The sequence below is a fragment of the Rhodoferax koreense genome (assembly GCF_001955695.1).
GTDB classification, from domain to species: Bacteria; Pseudomonadota; Gammaproteobacteria; order Burkholderiales; family Burkholderiaceae_C; genus Rhodoferax_B; species Rhodoferax_B koreensis.
This window is the reverse complement of the sequence record NZ_CP019236.1, coordinates 5725666-5747997: the sequence shown is the minus strand read 5'-3', so window position 1 is coordinate 5747997 and position 22332 is coordinate 5725666. Positions and strand designations below refer to the sequence as shown.

At 67.5% G+C, this 22332-nt stretch carries 19 protein-coding genes; 11 read left to right on the top strand and 8 right to left on the bottom strand.

Annotated elements, in window-relative coordinates:
- Positions 1-5 precede the first annotated feature (5 nt).
- The 3 genes from RD110_RS26525 to RD110_RS26515 are packed head-to-tail and all read left to right on the top strand — an operon-like array spanning position 6 to position 3345.
- Positions 6-227, top strand: a complete 222-nt coding sequence (locus RD110_RS26525) for a DUF350 domain-containing protein (RefSeq protein ID WP_076203973.1) — start codon at positions 6-8, stop codon at positions 225-227.
- Positions 227-1777, top strand: coding sequence for a polyamine aminopropyltransferase (locus RD110_RS26520; RefSeq protein ID WP_076203970.1), 1551 nt, complete (start codon positions 227-229; stop codon positions 1775-1777). Before RD110_RS26525 ends, RD110_RS26520 begins: the two co-directional genes overlap by 1 nt.
- Positions 1774-3345: an FAD-dependent oxidoreductase gene (locus RD110_RS26515; protein WP_076203968.1), complete on the top strand. Its 1572-nt coding sequence runs from the start codon at positions 1774-1776 to the stop codon at positions 3343-3345. Before RD110_RS26520 ends, RD110_RS26515 begins: the two co-directional genes overlap by 4 nt.
- Before the next feature lie 10 nt (positions 3346-3355).
- Here RD110_RS26515 and RD110_RS26510 read toward each other — a convergent pair whose 3' ends face one another.
- The 5 genes from RD110_RS26510 to RD110_RS26490 all read right to left on the bottom strand — a co-directional run bounded on the left by RD110_RS26510 (position 3356) and on the right by RD110_RS26490 (position 8788).
- Complete coding sequence (locus RD110_RS26510; protein WP_076203965.1) at positions 3356-5476, bottom strand: putative bifunctional diguanylate cyclase/phosphodiesterase; 2121 nt, start codon at positions 5474-5476, stop codon at positions 3356-3358.
- 204 nt (positions 5477-5680) lie between these two features.
- On the bottom strand, positions 5681-6265 hold the full coding sequence (locus RD110_RS26505; protein ID WP_076205765.1) for an MOSC domain-containing protein: 585 nt from the start codon (positions 6263-6265) through the stop codon (positions 5681-5683).
- Positions 6266-6279: 14 nt separating this feature from the next.
- Positions 6280-7674 (bottom strand): aminopeptidase P N-terminal domain-containing protein, encoded by a 1395-nt coding sequence (locus RD110_RS26500; RefSeq protein WP_076203962.1) that lies wholly within the window; start codon positions 7672-7674, stop codon positions 6280-6282.
- The gene (gene murU / locus RD110_RS26495) at positions 7671-8369 is read right to left on the bottom strand and encodes an N-acetylmuramate alpha-1-phosphate uridylyltransferase MurU (protein WP_076203959.1); all 699 of its coding nucleotides are present in this window, start codon (positions 8367-8369) and stop codon (positions 7671-7673) included. The genes RD110_RS26500 and murU overlap by 4 nt, the downstream gene beginning before the upstream one ends.
- The gene (locus RD110_RS26490) at positions 8366-8788 is read right to left on the bottom strand and encodes an S-adenosylmethionine decarboxylase family protein (protein ID WP_076203957.1); all 423 of its coding nucleotides are present in this window, start codon (positions 8786-8788) and stop codon (positions 8366-8368) included. Before RD110_RS26490 ends, murU begins: the two co-directional genes overlap by 4 nt.
- A gap of 102 nt (positions 8789-8890) precedes the next feature.
- On the opposite strand from RD110_RS26490, the gene RD110_RS26485 reads away from it, so the two are divergent.
- Together RD110_RS26485 and gap are read left to right on the top strand one after the other, a co-directional pair.
- Positions 8891-11053: a transketolase family protein gene (locus tag RD110_RS26485; protein ID WP_076203954.1), complete on the top strand. Its 2163-nt coding sequence runs from the start codon at positions 8891-8893 to the stop codon at positions 11051-11053.
- A 51-nt stretch (positions 11054-11104) separates the two neighbouring features.
- Positions 11105-12106, top strand: a complete 1002-nt coding sequence (gap, locus tag RD110_RS26480) for a type I glyceraldehyde-3-phosphate dehydrogenase (RefSeq protein ID WP_076203951.1) — start codon at positions 11105-11107, stop codon at positions 12104-12106.
- Between the two features lie 74 nt (positions 12107-12180).
- Here gap and RD110_RS26475 read toward each other — a convergent pair whose 3' ends face one another.
- Positions 12181-12654, bottom strand: a complete 474-nt coding sequence (locus RD110_RS26475; protein WP_076205762.1) for a hypothetical protein — start codon at positions 12652-12654, stop codon at positions 12181-12183.
- Between the two features lie 140 nt (positions 12655-12794).
- Between RD110_RS26475 and RD110_RS26470 the strand changes: the two genes are divergently transcribed.
- Positions 12795-14192, top strand: a complete 1398-nt coding sequence (locus RD110_RS26470; RefSeq protein WP_076203949.1) for a tetratricopeptide repeat protein — start codon at positions 12795-12797, stop codon at positions 14190-14192.
- 98 nt (positions 14193-14290) lie between these two features.
- Complete coding sequence (locus tag RD110_RS26465) at positions 14291-15154, top strand: gamma-glutamyl-gamma-aminobutyrate hydrolase family protein (RefSeq protein WP_076203946.1); 864 nt, start codon at positions 14291-14293, stop codon at positions 15152-15154.
- A 28-nt stretch (positions 15155-15182) separates the two neighbouring features.
- Here the strand turns inward: RD110_RS26465 and RD110_RS26460 are convergent, their stop codons facing one another.
- Positions 15183-15779, bottom strand: a complete 597-nt coding sequence (locus RD110_RS26460) for a TetR/AcrR family transcriptional regulator (RefSeq protein WP_076203944.1) — start codon at positions 15777-15779, stop codon at positions 15183-15185.
- A gap of 102 nt (positions 15780-15881) precedes the next feature.
- Here RD110_RS26460 and RD110_RS26455 point away from each other — a divergent pair, with 102 nt between their 5' ends.
- From RD110_RS26455 to RD110_RS26445, 3 genes are all read left to right on the top strand, one after another.
- A complete protein-coding gene (locus RD110_RS26455) occupies positions 15882-16697 on the top strand; it encodes an SDR family NAD(P)-dependent oxidoreductase (protein ID WP_157900334.1) in 816 nt (271 codons plus the stop codon).
- 21 nt (positions 16698-16718) lie between these two features.
- On the top strand, positions 16719-17861 hold the full coding sequence (locus RD110_RS26450; RefSeq protein ID WP_076203941.1) for a thiolase family protein: 1143 nt from the start codon (positions 16719-16721) through the stop codon (positions 17859-17861).
- Between the two features lie 87 nt (positions 17862-17948).
- Entirely contained in the window at positions 17949-18698 is a 750-nt protein-coding gene (locus RD110_RS26445) for a hypothetical protein (RefSeq protein ID WP_076203938.1), read from the top strand.
- A 2-nt stretch (positions 18699-18700) separates the two neighbouring features.
- On the opposite strand, the gene RD110_RS26440 is transcribed toward RD110_RS26445, so the two are convergent.
- Positions 18701-21640, bottom strand: a complete 2940-nt coding sequence (locus tag RD110_RS26440) for a DNA topoisomerase III (RefSeq protein ID WP_076203935.1) — start codon at positions 21638-21640, stop codon at positions 18701-18703.
- Between the two features lie 168 nt (positions 21641-21808).
- Here RD110_RS26440 and RD110_RS26435 point away from each other — a divergent pair, with 168 nt between their 5' ends.
- Complete coding sequence (locus RD110_RS26435) at positions 21809-22327, top strand: SET domain-containing protein (RefSeq protein WP_076205757.1); 519 nt, start codon at positions 21809-21811, stop codon at positions 22325-22327.
- Positions 22328-22332: the final 5 nt, after the last annotated feature.

The window sequence follows — 22332 nt, the reverse complement described above, 5'->3', positions numbered from 1 at the left end:
TTCCCATGGCACTTGAATGGCTCCGGCCCGCGGCCTTCCTCGGCTCCATCCTGTTCGCGCTGATCGGCGTGGTCATTTTCTGGCTGTGTTTCGTGCTCATCGACAAACTCACGCCTTACGACCTCTGGGCCGAAATCGTGGAGAAACAGAACGTGGCGCTCGGCCTGGTGGTGGCGGCGATGAGCCTCGGGATTTCGATCATCGTGGCGGCGGCGATCCACGGGTGATGACTTCGGCGCCGCCCTTGCGCCCCGCGGTCGCGGCCCCCCGCCCGATGGAAGTCGCGCTGCTCGCCAGCGTCTTCGTCGTGGCCGCCTGCGGCCTGGTTTACGAGCTGGCGGCGGGTGCCCTGGCTTCCTATCTGCTCGGAGACTCGGTGCTGCAGTTCTCGACCATCATCGGCACCTACCTGTTCGCGATGGGCGTGGGCTCCTACCTGTCGCGGTTCTTCGAGCGGCAATTGCCCGCGCATTTCCTGCGCATCGAGTTGCTCGTGGCGTTGGCCGGCGGCGCCTTGCCGGCGGTGCTGTTCCTGGCCAATGCCTACCTGCCCGGCAGCTTTCGTGTGCTGCTGTACGGCCTGGTGTTGCTGGTGGGCATCCTCGTGGGGCTGGAGATTCCGCTGGTCATGCGCATCCTGAAGCGCAATGTGGCGCTGAAGGACCTGGTGTCGCAGGTGCTGACCTTCGACTACCTCGGCGCGCTGGCGGTGTCGGTGGCGTTCCCGCTGGTGCTGGTGCCGCAGCTCGGGCTGATCCGCACCGGCCTGCTGTTCGGCCTGATGAATGCGGCCGTGGCGCTGTGGGCGCTGTGGCTGTTCCGGCACGAGTTGCCACGCCTGGGCGCCCATGCGGCGGCGTGTGCAGCGGTACTGCTGGCGCTGGCGGGAGGTTTCATCGGCGCGGACCACATCACCAAGGCGGCCGAAGACAAGTTCTACCAGGACGGCATCGTCTTCAGCACCACCTCGCCCTACCAGCGCATCGTGGTGACGAACGGCAAGGCCGGTCATCGGCTGTTCCTGAACGGCAACCTGCAGTTCGCCGAACGCGACGAATACCGCTACCACGAGGCCCTGGTGCACCCGGCGATGGCGGCCCACGGTGCGCCGAAGAAGGTGGCCGTGCTCGGTGGCGGCGACGGCATGGCGGTGCGCGAGATCCTGAAGTACCCGAGCGTCGAGCGCATCACGCTGGTCGAGCTCGATCCGGCCATGACGAAGCTGTTCAGCGAGCAACCGACGCTGGCGCGGCTGAATGGCCATTCGCTGTCGTCACCGAAGTTGAAGATCGTCAACACCGATGCGTTCCAGTGGCTGGACAAGACCGACGAGACCTTTGACGTGATCGTCGTCGACTTCCCCGATCCGACCAACTTTGCCATCGGCAAGCTCTACACCAACAGCTTCTATGCCCTGCTGGACCGCCACCTGTCGGCCAGCGGCTACGCCGTGGTGCAGACCACCTCGCCGCTCGTGGCGCGCCAGAGTTTCTGGACCGTGGTGCGCACCATCGAAACCGTCGGGCTGACGGCCACGCCCTACCACGCCCACGTGCCGAGTTTCGGCGAGTGGGGCTATGTGCTGGCCAGCCGCCGGCCCTGGCGCCTGCCGCCCGCGCTGCCCGCCGGACTGCGTTTCCTCGATCTCAACAGCCTGCCGTTGCTGTTCGACTTTCCGCTCGACATGGCGCGGGTGCCGGCGGAGGTCAACCGTTTATCGAACCAGATCCTGGTGACGACCTACGAGCAGGAGTGGGGCAAGGTGGTGGCGCATTGAAACGCCGTGACTTCCTGGCCGCCGCGGCCTTGCCGGTTTTGACGGGTTGCGAGGCGCCGGCCGAAATCGCAGGCGGCTTCACCGGCATCAACTTCGAACGCGGCCACCTGCTGCGCGACCGCCGCAGCTGGCCCGCGCCCGCGAGCACGCAGCGCACGGGGGTCGTGATCGCCGGTGGCGGCGTGGCGGGGCTGGCCGCCGCGCGTGCGCTGCGCCAGCGCGGCATCGAGGATTTCGCCTTGCTCGAACTCGAAGACCAGGCCGGCGGCAACAGCCGTGGCGGCGCGGTGAACGGCGTCCCTTGTCCGCTGGGCGCGCATTACCTGCCCGTGCCCGGCGACGACGCGCGCGAGGTGCAGGATCTGCTCGAGGAATTCGGCCTGCGCCAACGGGTGGCCGGGCGGTGGCGATACGACGAGCGCCACCTGTGCCACAGCCCGCAGGAGCGGCTGTTCTTCAACGGCGCCTGGCAGGACGGCCTGTTGCCGCTGCAGGGCGTGGAGCCCGAGACGCTGGCGCAATACCGGCGGTTCGCCCAAGGCGTGGCGCGCGCGGGTTGGTTCGCAATTCCTGTGTCAAAAGTGTCGTTGGCGCAGGTGGATCCTGCGTTGGATGCTATGACATTCGGAGCGTGGCTGGACTTGCAGCAACTGACCGACCCGCACCTGCGCTGGTACCTCGACTACTGCTGCCGCGACGATTACGGCGCCGGCATCGCCACGGTTTCGGCCTGGGCCGGCCTGCACTACTTCGCGAGCCGGCATGGCTTCCATGCGCCGGGCGACGGTGTGGCCGAGAGCGAAGGCGTGTTGACCTGGCCCGAAGGCAATGCCTGGCTCACCCGGCGCCTGGCCGCGCCGCTCGGCGGGCGCCAGCACACCGGCCAGGTGGTGGCGCGCATCGCGGTGGGCCGGCACGGCGTGGAGGTCGATGCCTTCGATGCGGCCACATCGACCCTGCGCCGCTGGCAGGCTGACCACTGCATCGTGGCGCTGCCACTGTTCGTTGCCGCGCGCCTGGTCGAGAACCCGCCGCCCGCGCTGCGCGAGGCCGCCGCCCAACTGCGTTATGCGCCGTGGCTCGTGGCCAACGTGCACCTGCGCGCGCCGCTGGACGACCGGCCCGGTGCCGCGCCGAGCTGGGACAACGTGGTCTACGACAGCCGCCCGGGTGCGGAAGGCCTGGGTTATGTCGATGCCATGCACCAGAGCCTGCTGCCGGTGCCCGGCGCGACCGTGCTCACCTGCTACCGCGCCCTGGGGCTGGCGCCGGCGCGCAGGCAGGTGCTGTTTGACGAGCCGTGGACCCATTGGCGCGATGTGCTGTGGGCCGAGTTCGCCGCGCCGCACCCCGACCTGCCCGCCAAGGCCACGCGGATCGACATCACGCGCTACGGCCATGCGATGAGCACGCCGGTGCCGGGCATCCGCCGCAGCGCGGCGCTGGCGGCCTTGCAGTCGCGTGCGGCCGGGCAGCGACTGTGGTTCGCGCACAGCGACCTGTCGGGTTATTCGATTTTCGAGGAGGCCTTGACGCACGGCCACCGCGTGGGCAGCCGGGTCGGCTGAGCCGCGTGGTTCAGAGGTCGACGAAAGTCGAATTCGCGAACTTCATGTCGGTGGGCGGGTCGATGTCCAGCGCCCACTGGCCCATGAGCGCCGCCGTCATCGGCTTGGCGTACAGGTAGCCCTGCAGCTCGTCGCATTTCAGCGCGGTCAACACGTCGCGCTGGGCTTCGGTTTCCACGCCCTCGGCCACCACGCTGAGGTTCAGCGCATGGGCCAGGCCGACCACGGCCTTGACGATGGCGCGGGCGTCGGCGCTGGTTTCCAGGTCGCGCACGAAGGACTGGTCGATCTTCAGCTGGCTCACCTGCAGCTGGCGCAGGTAGGACAGGCTGGAATAGCCGGTGCCGAAGTCGTCGATCGACAGCTTCACGCCGATGCCGCCGAGCCGCTCGAAGGTCGCCAGCGTGCCGGCCGCGTCCTCCATGGCCACCGACTCCGTGACCTCGAAGATCACCAGGGCCGGGTCGAGATGGTGGGTACGCAGCGCCTTTTCCACACGCGGCACGAGGTCGTCCTGGCGCAACTGGTGGACCGACAGGTTGATCGCCACGCGGATGCGCAGGCCCTGGTCGCGCCATCGGCTGACCTGATGGCAGGCTTCTTCGATCACCCAGTTGCCCAGCGCGTTGATCAGGCCGAAGCGTTCGGCAATCGGGATGAACACGCCGGGGCTCAGCATGCCGCGCACCGGATGTTTCCAGCGCGCAAGTGCCTCCACGCCGGTGATCACGTTGCGCCCGGAGCTCACCTTGGGCTGGTAGTGCAGCTCGAGTTCGCCGCGCTCGATGGCCTGGCGCAGGTCGCGCTGCAGTTCGATCTGCTCGCGTACGCCGGCATTCATGTGCGGCTCGAAGAACGCATAGGCCGTACCGCCGCCGCGCTTGGCGGCGTACATGGCGGCGTCCGCATGGGCCATGAGCTGCTCGCGCGGGCCGTCGGACGGGTACATGGCCACGCCGATCGAGCACGACAGCCGCACCTCGTGTTCGGCGCCGGTTACCGGCATGGTGATCGCGTCGATGATGCGCTGCGCGATCTGCGCCGTGGCGGTGGTGTCGGGGTTGCCTTCGAGCAGCAGCACGAATTCGTCGCCGCCGACGCGCGCCACGGTGTCGGTGCTGCGCGCCTGTGCGGCAACGCGCCGCGCCATCTCGCGCAGGACCTCGTCGCCGAAGCGGTGCCCGAAGGAGTCGTTCACCGGCTTGAACCCGTCCAGATCGACGAACATCACGGCCAGGCCCGAGCCATCGCGCGCGCAGCGTTCCACGGCCAGCGTCACGCGGTCGTCGAACAGCAGGCGGTTGGGCAGGCCGGTGAGCGCGTCCCGGAAGGCGAGCTGCTGCAGTTCGGTGTTGGCGGTCTGCAGCGAGGCCGCCAGATCGGCCGCCTTGCCCTGCATGCGCGCGTCGATGGCCGAGGTGAACATGGTGAGCGTGAGCAGCACGATGGTCGCCACCGACACCAGCAGCCCGAGGCTGTCGCCGCGCAGTTCATTGGCGCTGAGGCAGACCGAGCCCTCGGCGAATCCGGCCGCGGCCATGCCGGTGTAGTGCATGCCGCAGATCGCCGTGCCCATCACCAGCGCGGCCGCCAGTTGGCCCCAGCGTGCGGCGTTGCCGCTCAGCCTACGCAGCCCGAAGAAGATCATCAGGGCCACGGCGGAGGCGGCCACGGCGATGAAGATGGAGGCCGCCACCCAGCCGGCCGACCAGCGGATCCCCGGCGCCATGTCCATGGCCGCCATGCCGGTGTAGTGCATCACACAGATGCCCGCACCCATCGACAGCGCTCCCACGGCCAGCCGGAACCGTGTCAGCCGGGCCCGGCTGGCAATGAACAGCGCCACCGCCGAAACCGCCACGGCTGCCACCCACGACAGCCCGGTGACCGCATAACCGAAGCCCACGGCGAACGGGAAGGCGGCCGCCTGCATGCCGACGAAATGCATGGACCAGATGCCGGTGCCCATGGCCGCCGAGCCGCCGATCCACCAGCCGCGCGCCAGCATCCGGTCGGGCGTGCGCACACGTTTGGCCAGGTCCAGCGCCACATAGGACGCGAAACTGGCGATCAGGAACGACAGGCCGACGACCCAGAGGTTGTAGTGAACGGCAATGAAAAGCTGGGCCATGGTCGGCGGACGCGAACGCGGGGTGGGGTGGTCGACATCGCCGCGGGCACGGCGTGGGAAGGCGGAATTATCCCGTGGTGTTCGCAACCGTGCACAGCACTGTGCGCAGTTCTTGACTATTTCGCCACAACTCCGTCACAAAATAGACTGGGAAGTCACTTTTTCCGAGGAGCGCGTGCGGCCGGGATCGAATGCCCGGCCCGTTCAAAGGCTGCGGCGGGCCATGCTGGCGGCGAAGGCCAGTGCCACCGAGGTCCGGCGTGGTCCCGTCACGAGCCGCGCCGTTTCGCCAGCGGCGATCGGCCCCGGTCGCGTCACCGCCAGGTAGAAGCCGCAGCGGCCGGATTGCACCATCGCCTTCGCCGCCTGCGAGAACCCCATCACGGCGTTGAATTTGAAGCAGGGTTCGCGCGGCGCGGTGATGCGCAACGTGCATTGCGGGAAATGCAGTTCGTCGCCGATGAAGGCGGCGTCCTCCAGCAGACCGTCGATGCTGAGGTTTTCGCCGACGAAGCCATGGGGCAGTGTTTCGTCGAAAAGGCTTGCGCCATGGTCGAGCCGCTGCTGCCGCCAGAAAGCGTAGTGCGCGGCCGGATAGGCGTACACCGCCTTGTCCGGTCCCCCGTGCACGGCGAGGTCGGCCTGCATGTCGCCCGCCAGCCCGAGCGGTCCGGCCAGCAGCGGGCCATCGACGGCGGTCTTGCCGATGGCCGACGACACCTTGCGGTGGCCGGCGCGCAGCGGCCGTGCCGTGCCGACCTGGATGCCCAGGAGCTGGATGTCGGGCATGGCCGGCGCCGCGTTCAACCGCGCATCAGGGCTTCGATCTCGTCGGCCTTCACCGGTACGCCGCGCGTGATCAGCTCGCAGCCGGTTTCGGTCACGATGGCGTCGTCCTCGATGCGGATGCCGATGTTGTGGAAGGCCTCCGGCACACCCTCGCCGGGGCGCACGTAGAGGCCGGGTTCGATGGTCAACACCATGCCCGGGCGCAGGATGCGGCTGGGGCGGTTGGTGATGGTTTCACCGGACAGCGGGTCCTTGCGTTCGCTGCTGTTGCCGAGTTCCGACGCTTCCACGTAGCTGCCGCAGTCGTGCACGTCCATGCCGAGCCAGTGGCCGGTGCGGTGCATGTAGTAGGCGAAGTAGGCGCGCGATTCGATCACGTCGTCCACCGTGCCGACCTTGTTTTTGTCGAGCAGGCCGACGTCGAGCATGCCCTGCGCCAGCACCTTGACGGTGGCCTCGTGCGGGTCGGTGAAGCGGGCGCCGGCCTTGGTGGCGGCGATGGCGGCGTCCTGGCTGGCCAGCACGAGGTCGTACAGCGCGCGCTGCGGGCCGGTGAACTTGCCGTTGGCCGGGAAGGTGCGGGTGATGTCGCTGGCGTAGCCGTCGAGTTCGCAGCCGGCGTCGATCAGCACCAGCTCGCCGCTGCGCACCGGCGCGGCATCGGCACGGTAGTGCAGCACGCAGGCGTTGGCACCGGCGGCGACGATGGAGCCGTAGGCCGGGTACTGAGAGCCATGGCGGCGGAATTCGTGCAGCAGTTCGGCGTCCAGGTGGTATTCGCGCACTTCTTCGCCGGCGCGCAGCATGCGGGCGGAGAGCTGCATCGCGCGCACATGGGCGCCGGCGCTGATGGCCGAGGCGCGGCGCATCACTTCCTTCTCGTGTTCGTCCTTGATCAGGCGCATCTCGTCGAGCACCACGCACAGGTCGCGCTGGGTTTCGGGGCACAGCGCACCGTAGCGCACGCGTGCCCGCACGCTGGAGAGCCAGCCATCGATCTTGGCTTCCAGGCCCTTGTGCGTGGCGAACGGGTACCAGACGGTGCTGCGGTTTTCCAGCAGCCGCGGCAGGCGGGTGCCGAGTTCGGCCACCGGGTGCGCCGACTGCACGCCGAGCGTAGGTGGCGCGGCGTCGGGGCCGAGGCGAAAGCCATCCCAGATTTCGCGCTCCAGGTCCTTCGGCGCGCAGAACAGCGTGGCATGGCCCTCGCCGGTCAGCACCAGCCAGGCGTTGGGTTCGTTGAAGCCGGTGAGGTAGTAGAAGTAGCTGTCGGCGCGGAACTGGAAGTCGCTGTCGCGGTTGCGCTGCTGCTCGGGCGCCGTGGGGATGATGGCGATGCCGCCGGCGCCGAGCCGGCGGGCGACCTGGGCACGGCGGTCGGCGTAGAGGTTCTTGAGGTCGGTGGTCATGGTGCGTTCAGGTGGTGGAGTTGTTCAGGTGTGCCAACGTTGTGCCAGGGCCCTTTATAAGCCTCCACGCCGATGCGTTGCTGGCGCATGCCTGCAAAGAGCAGCGGCCCGAGGGGGACTTTTTCGCCCACCGGCACGTGCTCGCAGAGCGCACCGCGCACCAGGGCGAGGTTGCTGTAGGTCCAGCGCACACCGTCCGGCCCGGGGCTGTCGGCCAGGCCCAGGCCGTCGGGTCCGATGCCGAAGTCGCCCTGCGGGTGGTACGGCGGATTCGGCACCAGCCATAGGTGAGCGAGCCGGTCGCCGGCCTCGAAAGCGGCCGCGGCCAGCGGGTCGAAGCGGAATTGCGGCGCATGGATGTCGCCGGAAACGAGCCAGAAGTTGTCGCCCAGCAGCGGCAGCGCCTTGGCAATGCCGCCGGCCGTCTCCAGCGCGCCGCCGTGGTCGCGGCCTTCCATCGAGTAGTGGATGGAGAGGCCCCAGCGCGCGCCGTCGCCGAGTGCGGCGGGAATCTGCGCTTCCAGCCACGCGGTGTTGATGACGACCTGCCGCACGCCATCCCGCGCCAGCGCCTCCAGGTGCCATTCGATCAGTGGTTTGCCGTGCACGGGCAGCAGGGGTTTGGGGATGGTGTCGGTCAGCGGGCGCATGCGTTCGCCGCGGCCGGCGGCCAGGATCAGGGCAGGGAGGATCATGAAGTCAGGGAGGAAACGCTGTCGGGAATCGGAGGGCTCGGCATGCCGCGCACCAGCTGGTTCTGCCGGGTCTGCGCGGGCTCGAAAAGGGTGATCAGGGTCTGCATCAGGGCCTGCGCGCGCGCCGAGTGGTCGCCACTGAAGTTGCACACGTACACGTCGAGCGTGACCGCACCGAGCTCGGGCCAGGTGTGCACGCACAAGTGGGATTCGGCGAGCAGGATGGTGGCGGTGACCCCGCCCGGGCCACCGGCGTCGCTTCCTGCGGGCGTAAAGGTGTGAAACAGTTCGCCGACCGCCTGCAGGCCGGCCTGCGCCACGGCCTGGCGGCAACGGGCGCCGAGCCGAGCCGCGTCGGTCAGCCACTCGGGTGCGCAGCGGCATTGGTACAGATCGGCGGTGAGGTGCAGGCCTTGCATAGAGGTTCGGTGTTGGAGCGTAGCGTATCAGCCCGCCGTGCGGCGCCCGGTAAAATGCGGGGTTTCCCCCGATCCCTCGGAACCTTCCCCGGAGCAGCCCTGATGGCGAACAATCAATTGATGGCGAATGCGATCCGCGCACTCGCAATGGACGCGGTACAACAAGCCAACTCGGGCCATCCCGGCGCGCCGATGGGCATGGCCGACATGGCTGTCGCGCTGTGGGGCCGCCATCTCAAGCACAGCCCGCGCAATCCGCAGTGGATCGACCGCGACCGCTTCGTGCTCTCCAACGGCCACGCCTCGATGCTGCTGTACGCGGTGCTGCATCTCACCGGTTACAAGCTGCCGATGAGCGAGCTCAAGAACTTCCGCCAACTGGGCAGCAAGACGCCTGGCCACCCCGAGCACGGCCTCACGCCCGGCGTCGAGACCACCACCGGCCCGCTGGGCCAGGGCATCACCAATGCCGTGGGCTTCGCGCTCGCGGAGAAGCTGCTGGCCAAGGAGTTCAACCGCGTGGATGCCGCTCCGGGCGGCGAAGTGGTGCACAACATCATCGACCACCACACCTATGCCTTCCTCGGCGACGGCTGCCTGATGGAAGGCATCAGCCACGAAGCCTGCGCGCTGGCCGGCGCCTGGAAGCTGAACAAGCTCATCGCGCTGTACGACGACAACGGCATCTCCATCGACGGCAAGGTCGCGCCCTGGTTCATCGACAACACGCCCGAGCGTTTCCGCGCCTACGGCTGGCACGTGATCGGCCCGATCGAAGGCAACGACGCCGACGTGGTGTCCGCAGCCATCACCGAAGCCAAGAAGTCCGCCGACAAGCCCACGCTGATCGTCTGCAAGACGGTGATCGGCAAGGGTTCGCCCAACCGCGGCGGCACGGCCAAGGCCCATGGCGAAGCGCTCGGCGCCGAAGAGATCAAGCTCACGCGCGAAGCCATCGAATGGCCGTACCCGCCGTTCGTCATCCCGAAGGAAGTGGCCGAGGCCTGGGACGCCCGCGCCAACGGCCTGGCCGCCGAGACAGCCTGGGACGTGCGCTTCGCCGCCTACAAGGCCGCACACCCGGCCCTCGCCAAGGAACTGCTGCGCCGCATGAAGGGCGACCTGCCGCGCAACTTCGTGCAGACCGCCGTCGACACCGTGCTCGGCGCCCATGCCAAGGCCGAGACCGTGGCCTCGCGCAAGGCTTCGCAGCTGGCGCTCGAATCGTTCACGGCCGCGCTGCCCGAGATGCTCGGTGGCAGCGCCGACCTGACCGGCTCCAACCTCACCAATACCAAGGCCACACCCGCGCTGCGCTTCGAAGCCAATGGCGACGTGGTGCTCGGCACGCCGGTGGAACATGCCAAGCAGGGCGCGGAAGACGAGCCCAAGGCCAGCGCCGGCAGCAGCGCGGCGAACAGCCAGCCGCCGGTGATCATCGGCCGCCACATCAACTACGGTGTGCGCGAGTTCGGCATGGCCGCCATCATGAACGGCGTGGCGCTGCATGGCGGCTACATCCCCTACGGCGGCACCTTCCTCACCTTCAGCGACTACAGCCGCAACGCCATCCGCATGGCCGCGCTGATGAAGCTGCGCGTGGTGCACGTGTTCACGCACGATTCCATCGGTCTGGGCGAAGACGGCCCGACCCACCAGTCGATCGAACACGCGGCCAGCCTGCGCCTGATCCCCAACCTGGACGTCTGGCGCCCGGGCGACACGGCCGAGACCGCCGTGGCCTGGACGGTCGCGCTGCAAAACAAGGACCGCCCCACCGCGCTGCTGCTGAGCCGCCAGAACATCGCCTACATCCCCAAGGCCGACTCCGCCGCCGCGCCCGACGCTTCGGGCCTGGACGCGATCGACAAGGGCGCCTATGTGCTCGCCGAGCCCGCCGACGTGGGCCTGAAGAAGAAGGCCCAGGCGGTGATCATCGCCACCGGCTCCGAGGTGCAGTTGGCCATCAAGGCGCAAGCCCTGCTGGCCCAGCGCAGGATCGCCGTGCGCGTGGTCTCCATGCCCAGCACCACCACCTTCGACCGCCAGTCGGCCGACTACAAGACCACCGTGTTGCCGGCCGGCGTGCCGCGCATCGCCGTGGAAATGGGCTGCACCGGCGGCTGGTGGAAATACGGTTGCGCGGCCGTGGTCGGCATCGACACCTATGGCGAATCCGCCCCGGCGCCCGAACTGTTCAAGCACTTCGGCTTCACGCCTGAAAATGTGGCCGACACCGTCGAACAGGCTTTGCGGAACAAGTAACGCCGAGCAGCGCTCGCGCAGGTTTTTATTTCAACTACTGGAGAAACAGCAATGACGATCAAGATTGGCATCAACGGCTTCGGCCGTATTGGGCGCATGGTGTTCCGTGCCGCGGTGAAGAACTTCAAGGACATTGAAATCGTCGGCATCAACGACCTGCTCGAGCCCGACTACCTGGCCTACATGCTGCAGTACGACTCGGTGCACGGCCGCTTCGACGGCGACATCGCGGTCGACGGCAACACGCTGATCGTCAATGGCAAGAAGATCCGCCTCACGCAGGAACGCGATCCGGCCAACCTGAAGTGGGCTGACGTCGGTGCCGAAGTCGTGGTCGAATCCACCGGCCTGTTCCTCACCAAGGAAACGGCGCAGAAGCACATCGACGCCGGCGCCAAGAAGGTCGTCATGTCCGCCCCGAGCAAGGACGACACGCCGATGTTCGTCTATGGCGTGAACGACAAGACCTATGCCGGCCAGGCCATCATCTCCAACGCCTCGTGCACCACCAACTGCCTGGCCCCGCTGGCCAAGGTGCTCAACGACAAGTGGGGCATCAAGCGCGGCCTGATGACCACCGTGCACGCCACCACCGCCACGCAGAAGACCGTGGACGGCCCGAGCAACAAGGACTGGCGCGGCGGCCGCGGCATCCTGGAAAACATCATCCCTTCGAGCACCGGCGCCGCCAAGGCCGTCGGCGTGGTGATTCCCGAGCTCAACAAGAAGCTGACCGGCATGAGCTTTCGCGTGCCGACGTCCGACGTGTCGGTGGTCGACCTGACGGTGGAACTCAACAAGGATGCCAGCTACGCCGACATCTGCGCCGAATTCAAGGCCCAGAGCGAAGGTGCCTTGAAGGGCATCCTCGGCTACACCGACCACAAGGTGGTCTCCACCGACTTCCGCGGCGACGCACGCACCTCCATCTTCGACGCCGAAGCCGGCATCGCGCTGGACGGCACCTTCGTCAAGCTTGTGAGCTGGTACGACAACGAATGGGGCTATTCGAACAAGACGCTGGAAATGGCGCGTGTGATCGCTGCGAAGTAAGCGGTCCTTCCCTCAAGGCAAAAGCCCATGTCCGCGAGGACATGGGCTTTTTTGATGGGCCGGACTGGCCTTTTTTATTGCGGCACCAAAATCACCGGTGCCGCCGTCTTGGGCTCGACGATCACATTGGCCTTGTCCTTTGGCAGGACGACGGTTTCCACCTCGCGGATGACGCCGCCACCGGCCACGCTGCCGCTGGTGCTGCCGTAGCCCAGGATGCGCGCTTCACAGGCCGCGCGGTCCTCGCCGGCCAGGGGTTCGCAACGCGTCAGCGCATTGACGGCCACCGGACCTTGGGTGGTGAGTTCGCCCTTCTTCTTGTCGGCGGCGGCATTGTTGGCTTCCCGCAGGCAGGTGGCCTCGTCCTGCTGCGTGCGGCCGTTCATGCAGGCCGCGCGCTCGGCCGTGGTGCTGCCCGAGGCGTCGATGCCAGTCGTGCCGGCCGTTGGCTGGGCGTAAGCCGCAGCGCAGGCCAATGTGGCGGCCAGGCCCCAGTACATGATGCCCTGGCGCAGGCCGGTGGTGTTTGATTCGGATGTCTTGGACATGGTGAACTCCTTGGTTTCCATGCGTCCAGTTTAGAAATGGGTGATGCTGCCGCTCGCGGGATAGGCAGCAGCCCGTGCCTCCGCGCACGCCGCGTTCGGGTGTAGGACAGGCTCCTGCCCGGCCGCGTAAGCTAGGGGGCATGCCGGAAAAACCGCAAATTTCCCCCCGTACCCTGGCCGAAAAGCTGTTCTTCGAAGGGGCGCGCCAGATGGCGGCCGAGTTGCCGGCCGAAGCCGAACGGCTCTTTCGCGGCGCCTTGGCGGCGGCACCCGACCTGGCCGAAGCCTGGGTCAACCTGGGCCTCGTGCTGGAACAGCGCGAGCAGGACGGCGAAGCCGAAGCCTGCTACCGCCGTGCGCTCGCCTTGCGGCCCGAGATCGCCGAAACCCATGTCAATCTGGGCGGCCTGCTGGCCCGGCACAAGCGCCTGGACGAGGCCGAGGCCGCCTATGCCCAGGCCCTGCGACTCGCACCGGACCAGCCCGGCACCTGGTCCAACCTCGGCGTGTTGTACGCCAGCATGCGGTTGGACGACGAGGCCGAAGCCTGCTTTGAAAAAGCCTTGGCCCTGGCCCCGGACCTGCCCCGCGCCCGCTTCAACCTGGGCGTGATGCGGCTGCGCCAGGGCCGGCTCGAAGAAGGCTGGGCGGGGCTGGAGGCGCGCGACTGGTACGCGGGGCTGAAAAAGCAGCTGCGTTGTCCGCGCTGGCAAGGCGAGCCGCTGGCCGGCCGCTCGGTGCTGGTGGGCTACGAGGTCGGCCATGGCGACATGGTGCAGTTCGGCCGGTACGCGGCGCAGCTGAAGGCACGAGGTGCGGGGCCGGTCAGCCTGTTGTGCCATCCGGCGCTGAAGCGGCTGTTCGCCACGCTTGCGGGCGTGGACCACGTGCTTGGTTTCGACGAGCCCTGGCCCGAGGCGCAGTGGGACGTCTGGACGCCCCTGATGAGTCTGCCTTACTACTTCGAAACCCGGCTCGACACGATTCCCGCATCGCTGCCTTACCTGAAGACCGACCCCGCGCTCGCGCTGCGGTGGGCGGCAGAACTGCCGCCACGTCCGTCCTTGCGCGTCGGCCTGGTCTGGAAGGGTAATCCGCGCTTCGAGAACGACGCCGACCGGTCGCTCGCTTCGCTGGCGGTGCTGGCACCGCTGTGGCAGGTGCCGCGTGTGTGTTTCGTCAGTCTGCAGAAGGGCGCTGGCGAAGACCAGGCGGAAAACCCGCCGCCCGGCCAGCCGCTGCTGCACCTGGGCGGGCGCATGCGCGACTTCGCCGACGCCGCGGCCATCATGGCCGGGCTCGACCTGGTGATTGCCGTCGATACGGCGATGGCGCATCTCGCCGGTGCATTGGGAAAACCGTGCTGGCTGCTGCTGCCGCGCTACCAGACCGATTGGCGCTGGCTGGAAGAGCGCACCGATTCGCCCTGGTACCCCGGCGTGATGCGGCTGTTCCGCCAGACCGGGCCCGGCGACTGGCAGCCCGTGATGGAAGAGCTCACGGCCGCGCTGCAAACCCTTGTGAATGCTGCAGATTAGTGACGAAAACAACGCCGATTTTCCTGTTTGGCGCAGAATGAAAACCAAGGCCGAGCGCCTGCACGCTCGCCTCCAATGCACCGCGACAAAGGAAATCCATGAGTGCCAAGCGTCTGAAAATCGGCCTCTCGGCCTGCTTTTCCCATGCCGACCCCGCGCGTTCGCTGTTCACCAACAAGACGTTGCAGTACGTCGAGCAGTCCATTGCGCACTGGATCATGTCGGCCGGCGCGATGGTGGTCATGGTGCCTTGCCCGACGGGCGAGACCGCACGCGGCGACGTGTCGCTGTCGCACTATGCGGAATGGCTGGACGGCGTGGTGATGCACGGCGGTGCCGACGTCTGGCCCGGCAGCTACGGCGAGGAGCCGCTCAAGGACGCGTGGATCGGCGACCGCATCCGCGACCTGTACGACCTCGCCGTGGTGGAGGCCTTCGCCCAGGCCGGCAAGCCCATCTTCGGCGTATGCCGTGGGCTGCAGCTCATCAACGTGGCCTTCGGCGGCACGCTGTACCAGGACATCGAAACCCAGGTCAAAGGCTCGCTGCGGCACCGCGACGCCACCACCTACGACCAGAATTTCCACGAAATCGACATCGTGCAAAACAGCCACCTGGCCCACCTGTACCCCGGTGTGCTGCGCGCGCGCGTCAACAGCATCCACCACCAGGGCATCAAGGATCTCGCGCCCGGCTTCGACGTGGAAGCCTGGAGCAGCCCCGACCGCGTGCCCGAGGCGATCCGCCGGCGCGGCGGCCTCAACAAGGGCTACATCGCCGCCACCCAATGGCATCCGGAATTCCACAAGGCAGGCGCGACCGATACGCTCAACGACACGGCCATCCTCGACGACTTTCTCGGCGCCGCGCGCGCCGCCCGCGTGAAGCCGCAGCCGGGCCATCTGCCCGGGCGCATCCGCGACCGTGCGGCGCGGCTCCTGCGCCAGGCGCTGTTGCGCTAACACGCTAACACGCTAACACGCTAACACGCTAACGCGCTGACGGCACTGAAGCGGGCGGCGGCACGCCCAGCGAAGCGGCCGTGGCCTGCAGGATTTCCTCCGAGAGCGCCGGGTCGTCCACCGCGCGCGCCAGCACCAGCGCGCCCACCATGCTCGCGTAGGCCGCGAGTGCCTTCTGCTGCCGTACGGCCTTGCTGCGCCCCGGCATCAGGCGCGCCAGCAGCCCGGCCATCGACCGGACGCCCTCGGTGACGGCCTGGCGCACCGGCGCACCCTGGCGCGCCGTTTCGGCGCCCAGCGCCGCCATGAGGCAACCCGCACCGGGATGGTCGCGGTGCTTCGTCGACAGATATCTGGCCTGCAGCGCAGCGAGCGGCTCGTCCTTTACCTGCTCCGCCAGGTTTTCCCAGTACGCCAGGCCGTTGGCCAGTGCGCGCGCGCTGGACTGCGCCATCAGATCTTCCTTCGAGGCGAAGTGGCCGTAGAAGCCGCCGTGCGTGAAGCCCGCGGCCTTCATCAGGTCGGCCACGCCGATGCCGTCGAAGCCGCGTTCGCGGAACAGCTTCGCTGCCGTGTCGAGGATGCGTTCGCGGTTCTCCGCCATCTGCTCCTTGCTGACTTTCATGGTGGGTTCTCCTATCGGATGGATAGCTTGTATTTTAAATGACGGTCGTCATATAATTCAAACATGACGATCGTCATTTAAAAGTCAACCAAAGGATCCACCATGAACATGACCTCCAACACGAGCGCCGCCAACGGCACGGCATTGATCACGGGCGCCTCTTCCGGCATCGGCGCCGTCTACGCAGACCGCCTGGCGCGCCGCGGCTACGACCTGGTCCTGGTCGCTCGCGACCAGCAACGCCTGGCCGCCCTGGCCGACAAGCTGGCCACCGAAGCAGGCGTGAAGGTCGAGGTGCTGCAGGCCGATCTCACCGTCAAGGCCGATCTGTTGCGTATCGAGCAACGCCTGCGCAGCGACGCGAGCCTGAGCCTGCTGGTGAACAATGCCGGCAATGCCGTCGTCGGCCCGCTGCTCACGGCCGACATCGACAAGGTCGAAGCCATGCTGCAGCTCAACGTGGTGGCGCCGACCCGCCTGGCCGCAGCCGCGGCCGCCAATTTCGCCGCGCGCAAGACCGGCACCATCGTCAACATCGCCTCGGTCGTGGCCTATGCGCCGGGCAACGTGAGCGGCAGCTACAGCGCCACCAAGGCCTTCGCGCTGAACTTCACGCAGGCCATGCAGGAAGAGTTCGGCCCGCAGGGCGTGCGTGTGCAGGCCGTGCTGCCCGGCGCCACCCGCACCGAGATCTGGGAGCGTGGCGGCCTGTCGGTCGACAACCTGCCCGCAAGCATGGTGATGGAAGTCGGCGAAATGGTCGATGCGGCCCTGGCAGGCCTGGACAGCGGCGAAGCCATCACCATCCCCGCGCTCGAGTCGCTGGCCGACTGGCAGGCCATGGAGACAGCGCGCAAGGCACTCGGCCCGAACCTGTCGACCAGCCGGTCGGCCTCGCGGTACCGCCGAGCCGCCTGACCCCGCGAGCGAGAGGTCGCCATGAAAGCCCTGATTTCCGCCTACGCGCGCACCCCGTTCCATTTCGCGCGCAAGGGCGCGTTGGTCGGGATGCGGCCCGACACCCTGGCCGCGCAGGCGGTCACTGGCCTGCTGCGCCGCACCGGCGCGAGCGGCATCGACCCGGCCACACTCGACGACGTGATCGCCGGCTGCGCCTACCCCGAGGCGGCGCAGGGCAACAACATCGCCCGCATCGTGGCACTGCTGGCCGGCCTGCCGTTCGAGCTCGGCGGCATGACGGTGAACCGCTTCTGCGGCTCGTCGATGTCGGCGGTCCACATCGCCGCGGCCAACATCGAAGCCGGGCTGGGCGATGCCTACCTGTGCTTCGGCGTGGAGTCGATGAGCATGGTGCCGCAGGGCGGCTTCAACTTCTCGCCGAATCCACAGTTGCTCGAACACAGCGATGCCTACATCGCGATGGGCCTCACGGCCGAGAACGTGGCGCAACGCTTCGAAGTGAGCCGCGCCGACCAGGAGCAGTTCGCCTTCGCATCGCACCAGAAGGCCGCCAATGCGCGTGAATGGGGTCACCTGACCGGCGAGATCGTGCCCGTGCAGCTGGCCTCGGGTGATTACGTGACGCAGGACGGTTGTATCCGCCCGGGCACCACCCTCGACGCGCTGGCCCAGCTCAGGCCCGTGTTCAAGGACGGCGGCGTGGTCACTGCCGGCACGTCTTCGCCGCTCACCGATGGGGCGGCCGTGGTGCTGGTCACGAGCGAAGACTACGCCGCGCGCCACGGCCTGGCGCCGCTGGCCCGTATTCGCGCCATGGCCACGGCCGGCGTGGACCCGGCGCTGATGGGCATCGGCCCGGTCCCGGCGACGCAGAAGGCGCTGGCCCGCGCGGGCCTGGCGCCGGCCGATCTCGACGTGGTCGAGATCAACGAAGCCTTCGGCTCGCAGGCGTTGGCGTGCATCCGTGCCCTCGGCTTGCGGCACGAAACGGTGAACATCGACGGCGGCGGCCTCGCCATCGGCCATCCCCTGGGCGCCACCGGCGCGCGTATCACCGGCAAGGCGGCGTCATTGCTGGCGCGTGAAGGCGGCCGCTATGCGCTGGCCACGCAGTGCATCGGCGGCGGGCAGGGCATCGCGACCATCCTGGAGCGCCTCTGATGGGCTGATCGCGGCCAGCCTTGCCGGACAGGGGGCAGGGAGGCCCGGACCGGGGTCAAGTACAGTCTGCGCTTTGCCCGTCCCGCCATGAACAGACTGCAGACCGAATTGCATCGCCTCTACCTTGTCGACCAGGCAGTCGGCGCCGGCACCAAGGGCGAGCCCGGCGTTGTCGATGAGAACGGTCAGGTGCGCGCGTTGGTGCTCGAACTGGCGCGTCCAGCCGACTGGCGCGTCCTGGCGCTACTGTGGCACGGTGTCCAGGATGATCTGGCGCTGCCCGCGCCAGCGATCGTGGCGAATGGCGTCGACGGCTACCAACTGTGGTTTTCGCTGGCGGAGCCGGTCCCTGCGGGCGACGCAGCGCTTTTTCTCGACCGCTTGCGGCTGCGCTACCTCGTCGATGTCGCAGCCGCACGCGTCACCCTGCAGCCCGCCTCCGAGATGCCGCCCGCACCGAAGGCGGGAGGTGGGCAGTGGTCGGCGTTCATTGCGCGCGATTTGGCGGCGGTGTTCGCCGACGAACCCTGGCTCGACGCATGCCCGAGCCCGGAGGCCCAGGCCGATGTGCTGTCACGCCTGAAAAGCATCAAGCCGGGCGAATTTCGAGCCGCCCTCGCGCTTCTGGCGCCCATCGGGTCCACGGTCACACCTCATCCGACGCCCCAGACGCCCAGCGCCGGACAGGACGGCCGGGTGGCGACATCGCCCGCAGGCCCGTCGGCGCCGAAGCAGTTCCTGCTCGACGTCATGGCCGACCCGAGCGTCGACCTGCACCTGCGCATCGAGGCCGCCCGGGCCTTGCTGCCCTATTTCGAGAAGCCGCGCGGCGCCTGAAGTCAGCTCAGGTGCTTGCCGATGATGCCGGCCAGCTCGAACATCGTCGCCTGCGGCTTGCCGAACACCGGCAGCAGTTTCGCATCCGCGTTGATGGCGCGCTTGTTGGTCGCGTCCTGCAGGTTGTTGGCCTTGATGTAGTCCCACATCTTCTTGACCACCTCCGTGCGCGCCACCGGCTCGGCGCCGATCACCGCAGCCAATGCGTCGCTCGGCTTCAGTCCGCCGCCGGCCGGCGTCTTGCGCGGGGCTTTCTTCACGGCGGTCTTGGCCGCGGATTTAGCGGCGCTCTTGCCCGCCACCTTTTTCGCGGCGGTCTTGCCGGCGGCCGCACGTGCCGGCGCGGCCCCTGCGGCCGTCTTGCGCGGCGGGAATTTGCTCGGCGCGAATTCGAAGTTCACCTTGCCGGCTTCCGCGTCCCAGGCCAGGAAGGCCTTGAACGCGCGGCGCGTTCGCATGCTGACGAATTTGTCGAGCAGGTCGGTCTTGCCGGTGGCGAGCAGCTTTTCCATCTGCGCAGGCTCCACCGGCTGCTGCAGGATGATCTTGCCGCTCTTGAAGGTGCAGCTCGGCGTGGGCTGATCGTGGGTCGGCACGGCCTTTTCGCAGACGTAGTTGCTGCCGTGCTCGAACACGTTGGCGCCGCAGATCGGGCAGGGGCCGAGCGTGTCCTGCTGGCTGAAATCGACGATCTCGCCCGACTCGGCATTCTTGTCGTCCCCGAAGTCGAATTCCAGCTTGAAGTTCTTTGCCTCTTCGTCGAACTTCAACACGATCTCCGAGGTGAACGGCCAGCCGGCCTTGGAGCGGAAGCCGTCCAATGGGCCGACGTGCTTGTCGCGCAGCAGGGCCTCGGCCTCGGCCAGCTCGAAAGTCCGGCCCGCCGGCGATTTGCCGAACGAGAAGCCGCACCCCTCGGGTTGCCCGGGCAGGCCGGTGCACGTGTAGCGGCGGTAATTTTCCTTCACCACGCCGCCGCAGTTGGGGCAGGGCGTGGACAGGGTGGCGTAGTCGCCGGGGACGGTGTCGCGGTCGTATTCCTTGGCCTTCTTGACGATATGTTCCGTCATCTGCGCGATTTCGCGCATGAAGGTCTCGCGGCTCAGCGCGCCCTTTTCCATCTGCGCGAGCTTGTATTCCCAGTCGCCGGTGAGTTCGGCCTTGGAGAGTTCCTCCACGCCCAGGCCGCGCAGCAGCGTCATGAGCTGGAAGGCCTTGGCCGTGGGGATCAGCTCGCGCCCCTCGCGCAGCATGTATTTCTCGGCGATCAGCCCTTCGATGGTGGCCGCGCGCGTGGCTGGCGTACCCAGGCCTTTTTCCTGCATGGCTTCGCGCAGCTCGTCGTCGTCGATGGTCTTGCCCGCGCCTTCCATGGCGCCGAGCAGCGTGGCTTCCGAATAACGTGCGGGGGGCCGCGTCTTCAGGCCCTTGAGTTCGGCGGATTCGGTGCGGACCACTTCGCCGGGCTTCACGATCACCAGGTTCTTGCCGTCCTTCTCGTCCTCGTCGTTCACGGCTTCCTTGCCGTAGATCGCCAGCCAGCCCGGCTTGACCAGCACCTTGCCGTCGGTGCGAAACGGGTACTTCTTGTCGCCTTGCACGACGGTGCTGATGCGTGTCGTGACCTGGTACTCGGCACTCGGGAAAAACACCGAAAGGAAACGCCGCACCACGAAGTCGTACAGCTTTTGCTCGGCCTCCGACAGGCCACTCGGTGCCTGCAGCGTGGGGATGATCGCAAAGTGATCGCTCACCTTGGCGTTGTCGAAGATGCGCTTGATCGGCTTCACGTAGTTGCCGTCCACGGCCTGCTTGGCGAACGGCGCCAGGTGTTTCATGCCGCTTTCCGCGAGCATCTTCATCGTGTCCTTGACGACCGGCAGGTAGTCCTCGGGCAGGGCGCGCGAATCGGTCCGCGGATAGGTCAGCGCCTTGTGCCGCTCGTACAGGCTTTGCGCCAGTGCCAGCGTGGTCTTGGCGCTGAAGCCGAAGCGGCTGTTGGCCTCGCGCTGCAGCGAGGTCAGGTCGAACAGCGCGGGCGAGGCCGAGGTCGTGGGCTTGCTTTCCTCGGTGACGGTGGCGGGCTGGCCCCGTGCCGCGTCGGCGATGGCGCGGGCCTCGCGCTCGTTCCACACCCGGTCGGCACGTTGCTCGGGATCGGGCACGCCGTCCGGGCCGGGCGGCGGCTTCTTCCAGGCCGGGTCGAACCACTTGCCAGGGTACTGGCCGGCCTCAGCCTGGAACGTCCCGTGCACTTCCCAGTAGTCGCGGCTCACGAACTTGCGGATCTTCTCCTCGCGCTCTACCACCACCGACAGCGTGGGCGTCTGCACCCGGCCGACGGTGGTGAGGAAGAAGCCGCCGTCGCGCGAGTTGAAGGCGGTCATGGCGCGGGTGCCGTTGATGCCGACCAGCCAGTCGGCCTCGGAGCGCGAACGCGCCGCGTCGGCCAGGCCCTGCATCTGCTGTTCGTTGCGCAGCTGACCGAAGCCGTCGCGGATGGCCTGCGGCGTCATCGATTGCAGCCACAGCCGCTGCACGGGCTTGCCGAGCGGCTTGGCGCCGCCGGCGTACTGCTCGATCAGGCGGAAGATCAGTTCACCCTCGCGGCCCGCGTCACAGGCATTGATGAGCTTCGTCACATCCTTGCGCTTGGCCTGCTTCACCACCGCGTTCAGGCGCGACTTGGTCTTGTCCACCGGCTTGAGGTCGAAGAACGGCGGGATCACCGGCAGGTTGGCGAAGCTCCACTTGCCGCGCTTCACGTCGAACTGCTCGGGGGCCTGGATTTCCACCAGGTGGCCCACGGCGCTGGTCACGACGTAGCTTTCGTTCTCGAAATGGTCTTCGTGTTTGTCGAACTTGCCGGCCGTCGGCGTGAGCGCGCGCACGATGTCCTGCGCCACCGACGGTTTCTCTGCAATCACCAGGGTCTTGGTCATAAGCTTTTCGTTGATTCTCGAATTCCGTGGAGCCGTTTGCCAAGGCGCCCGCGCGGCCGTCTGTGCGGCGCAGGCGAAAAATCGGCATGAGACTCCTACAATCTGGCTCTCGCGCATGTACGCACACGCGCGCACCTGTGCACCTTTTAAGTTAACAGAGTTTTGCCCGTGCCTCCAAAAACCAGCCAAAAGCCCGCCGCCGCGGTCCCCGCCAAGCCCGTCGTCACCCCTGGTCGCCGCGTCCAGACCCGCCGCTCCGGCGTGCATGGCAAAGGCGTTTTCGCCGTGCAGGACATCGCCGCCGGCGAGACCATCATGGAATACGTGGGCGAGATCGTGAGCTGGCAGGAAGCGCAGGACCGGCATCCGCACGACCCCAACGACCCGAACCACACCTTCTACTTCCACATCGACGAAGACCGCGTGATCGACGCCAAGTTCGGCGGCAACTCCTCGCGCTGGATCAACCATTCGTGCGACCCGAACTGCGAGGCCGACGAGCAGGACGGCCGCATTTTCATCAAGGCGCTCAAACCGATCAAGGCCGGCACCGAACTCAACTACGACTACGGCCTGATCATCGAGGAACGCTACACCAAGAAGCTGAAGGCCGAGTACCCCTGCTGGTGCGGTGCCAAGAACTGCCGCGGCACCCTGCTCGCGCCCAAGCGCGGCTTCAGGCGTTGATCCGG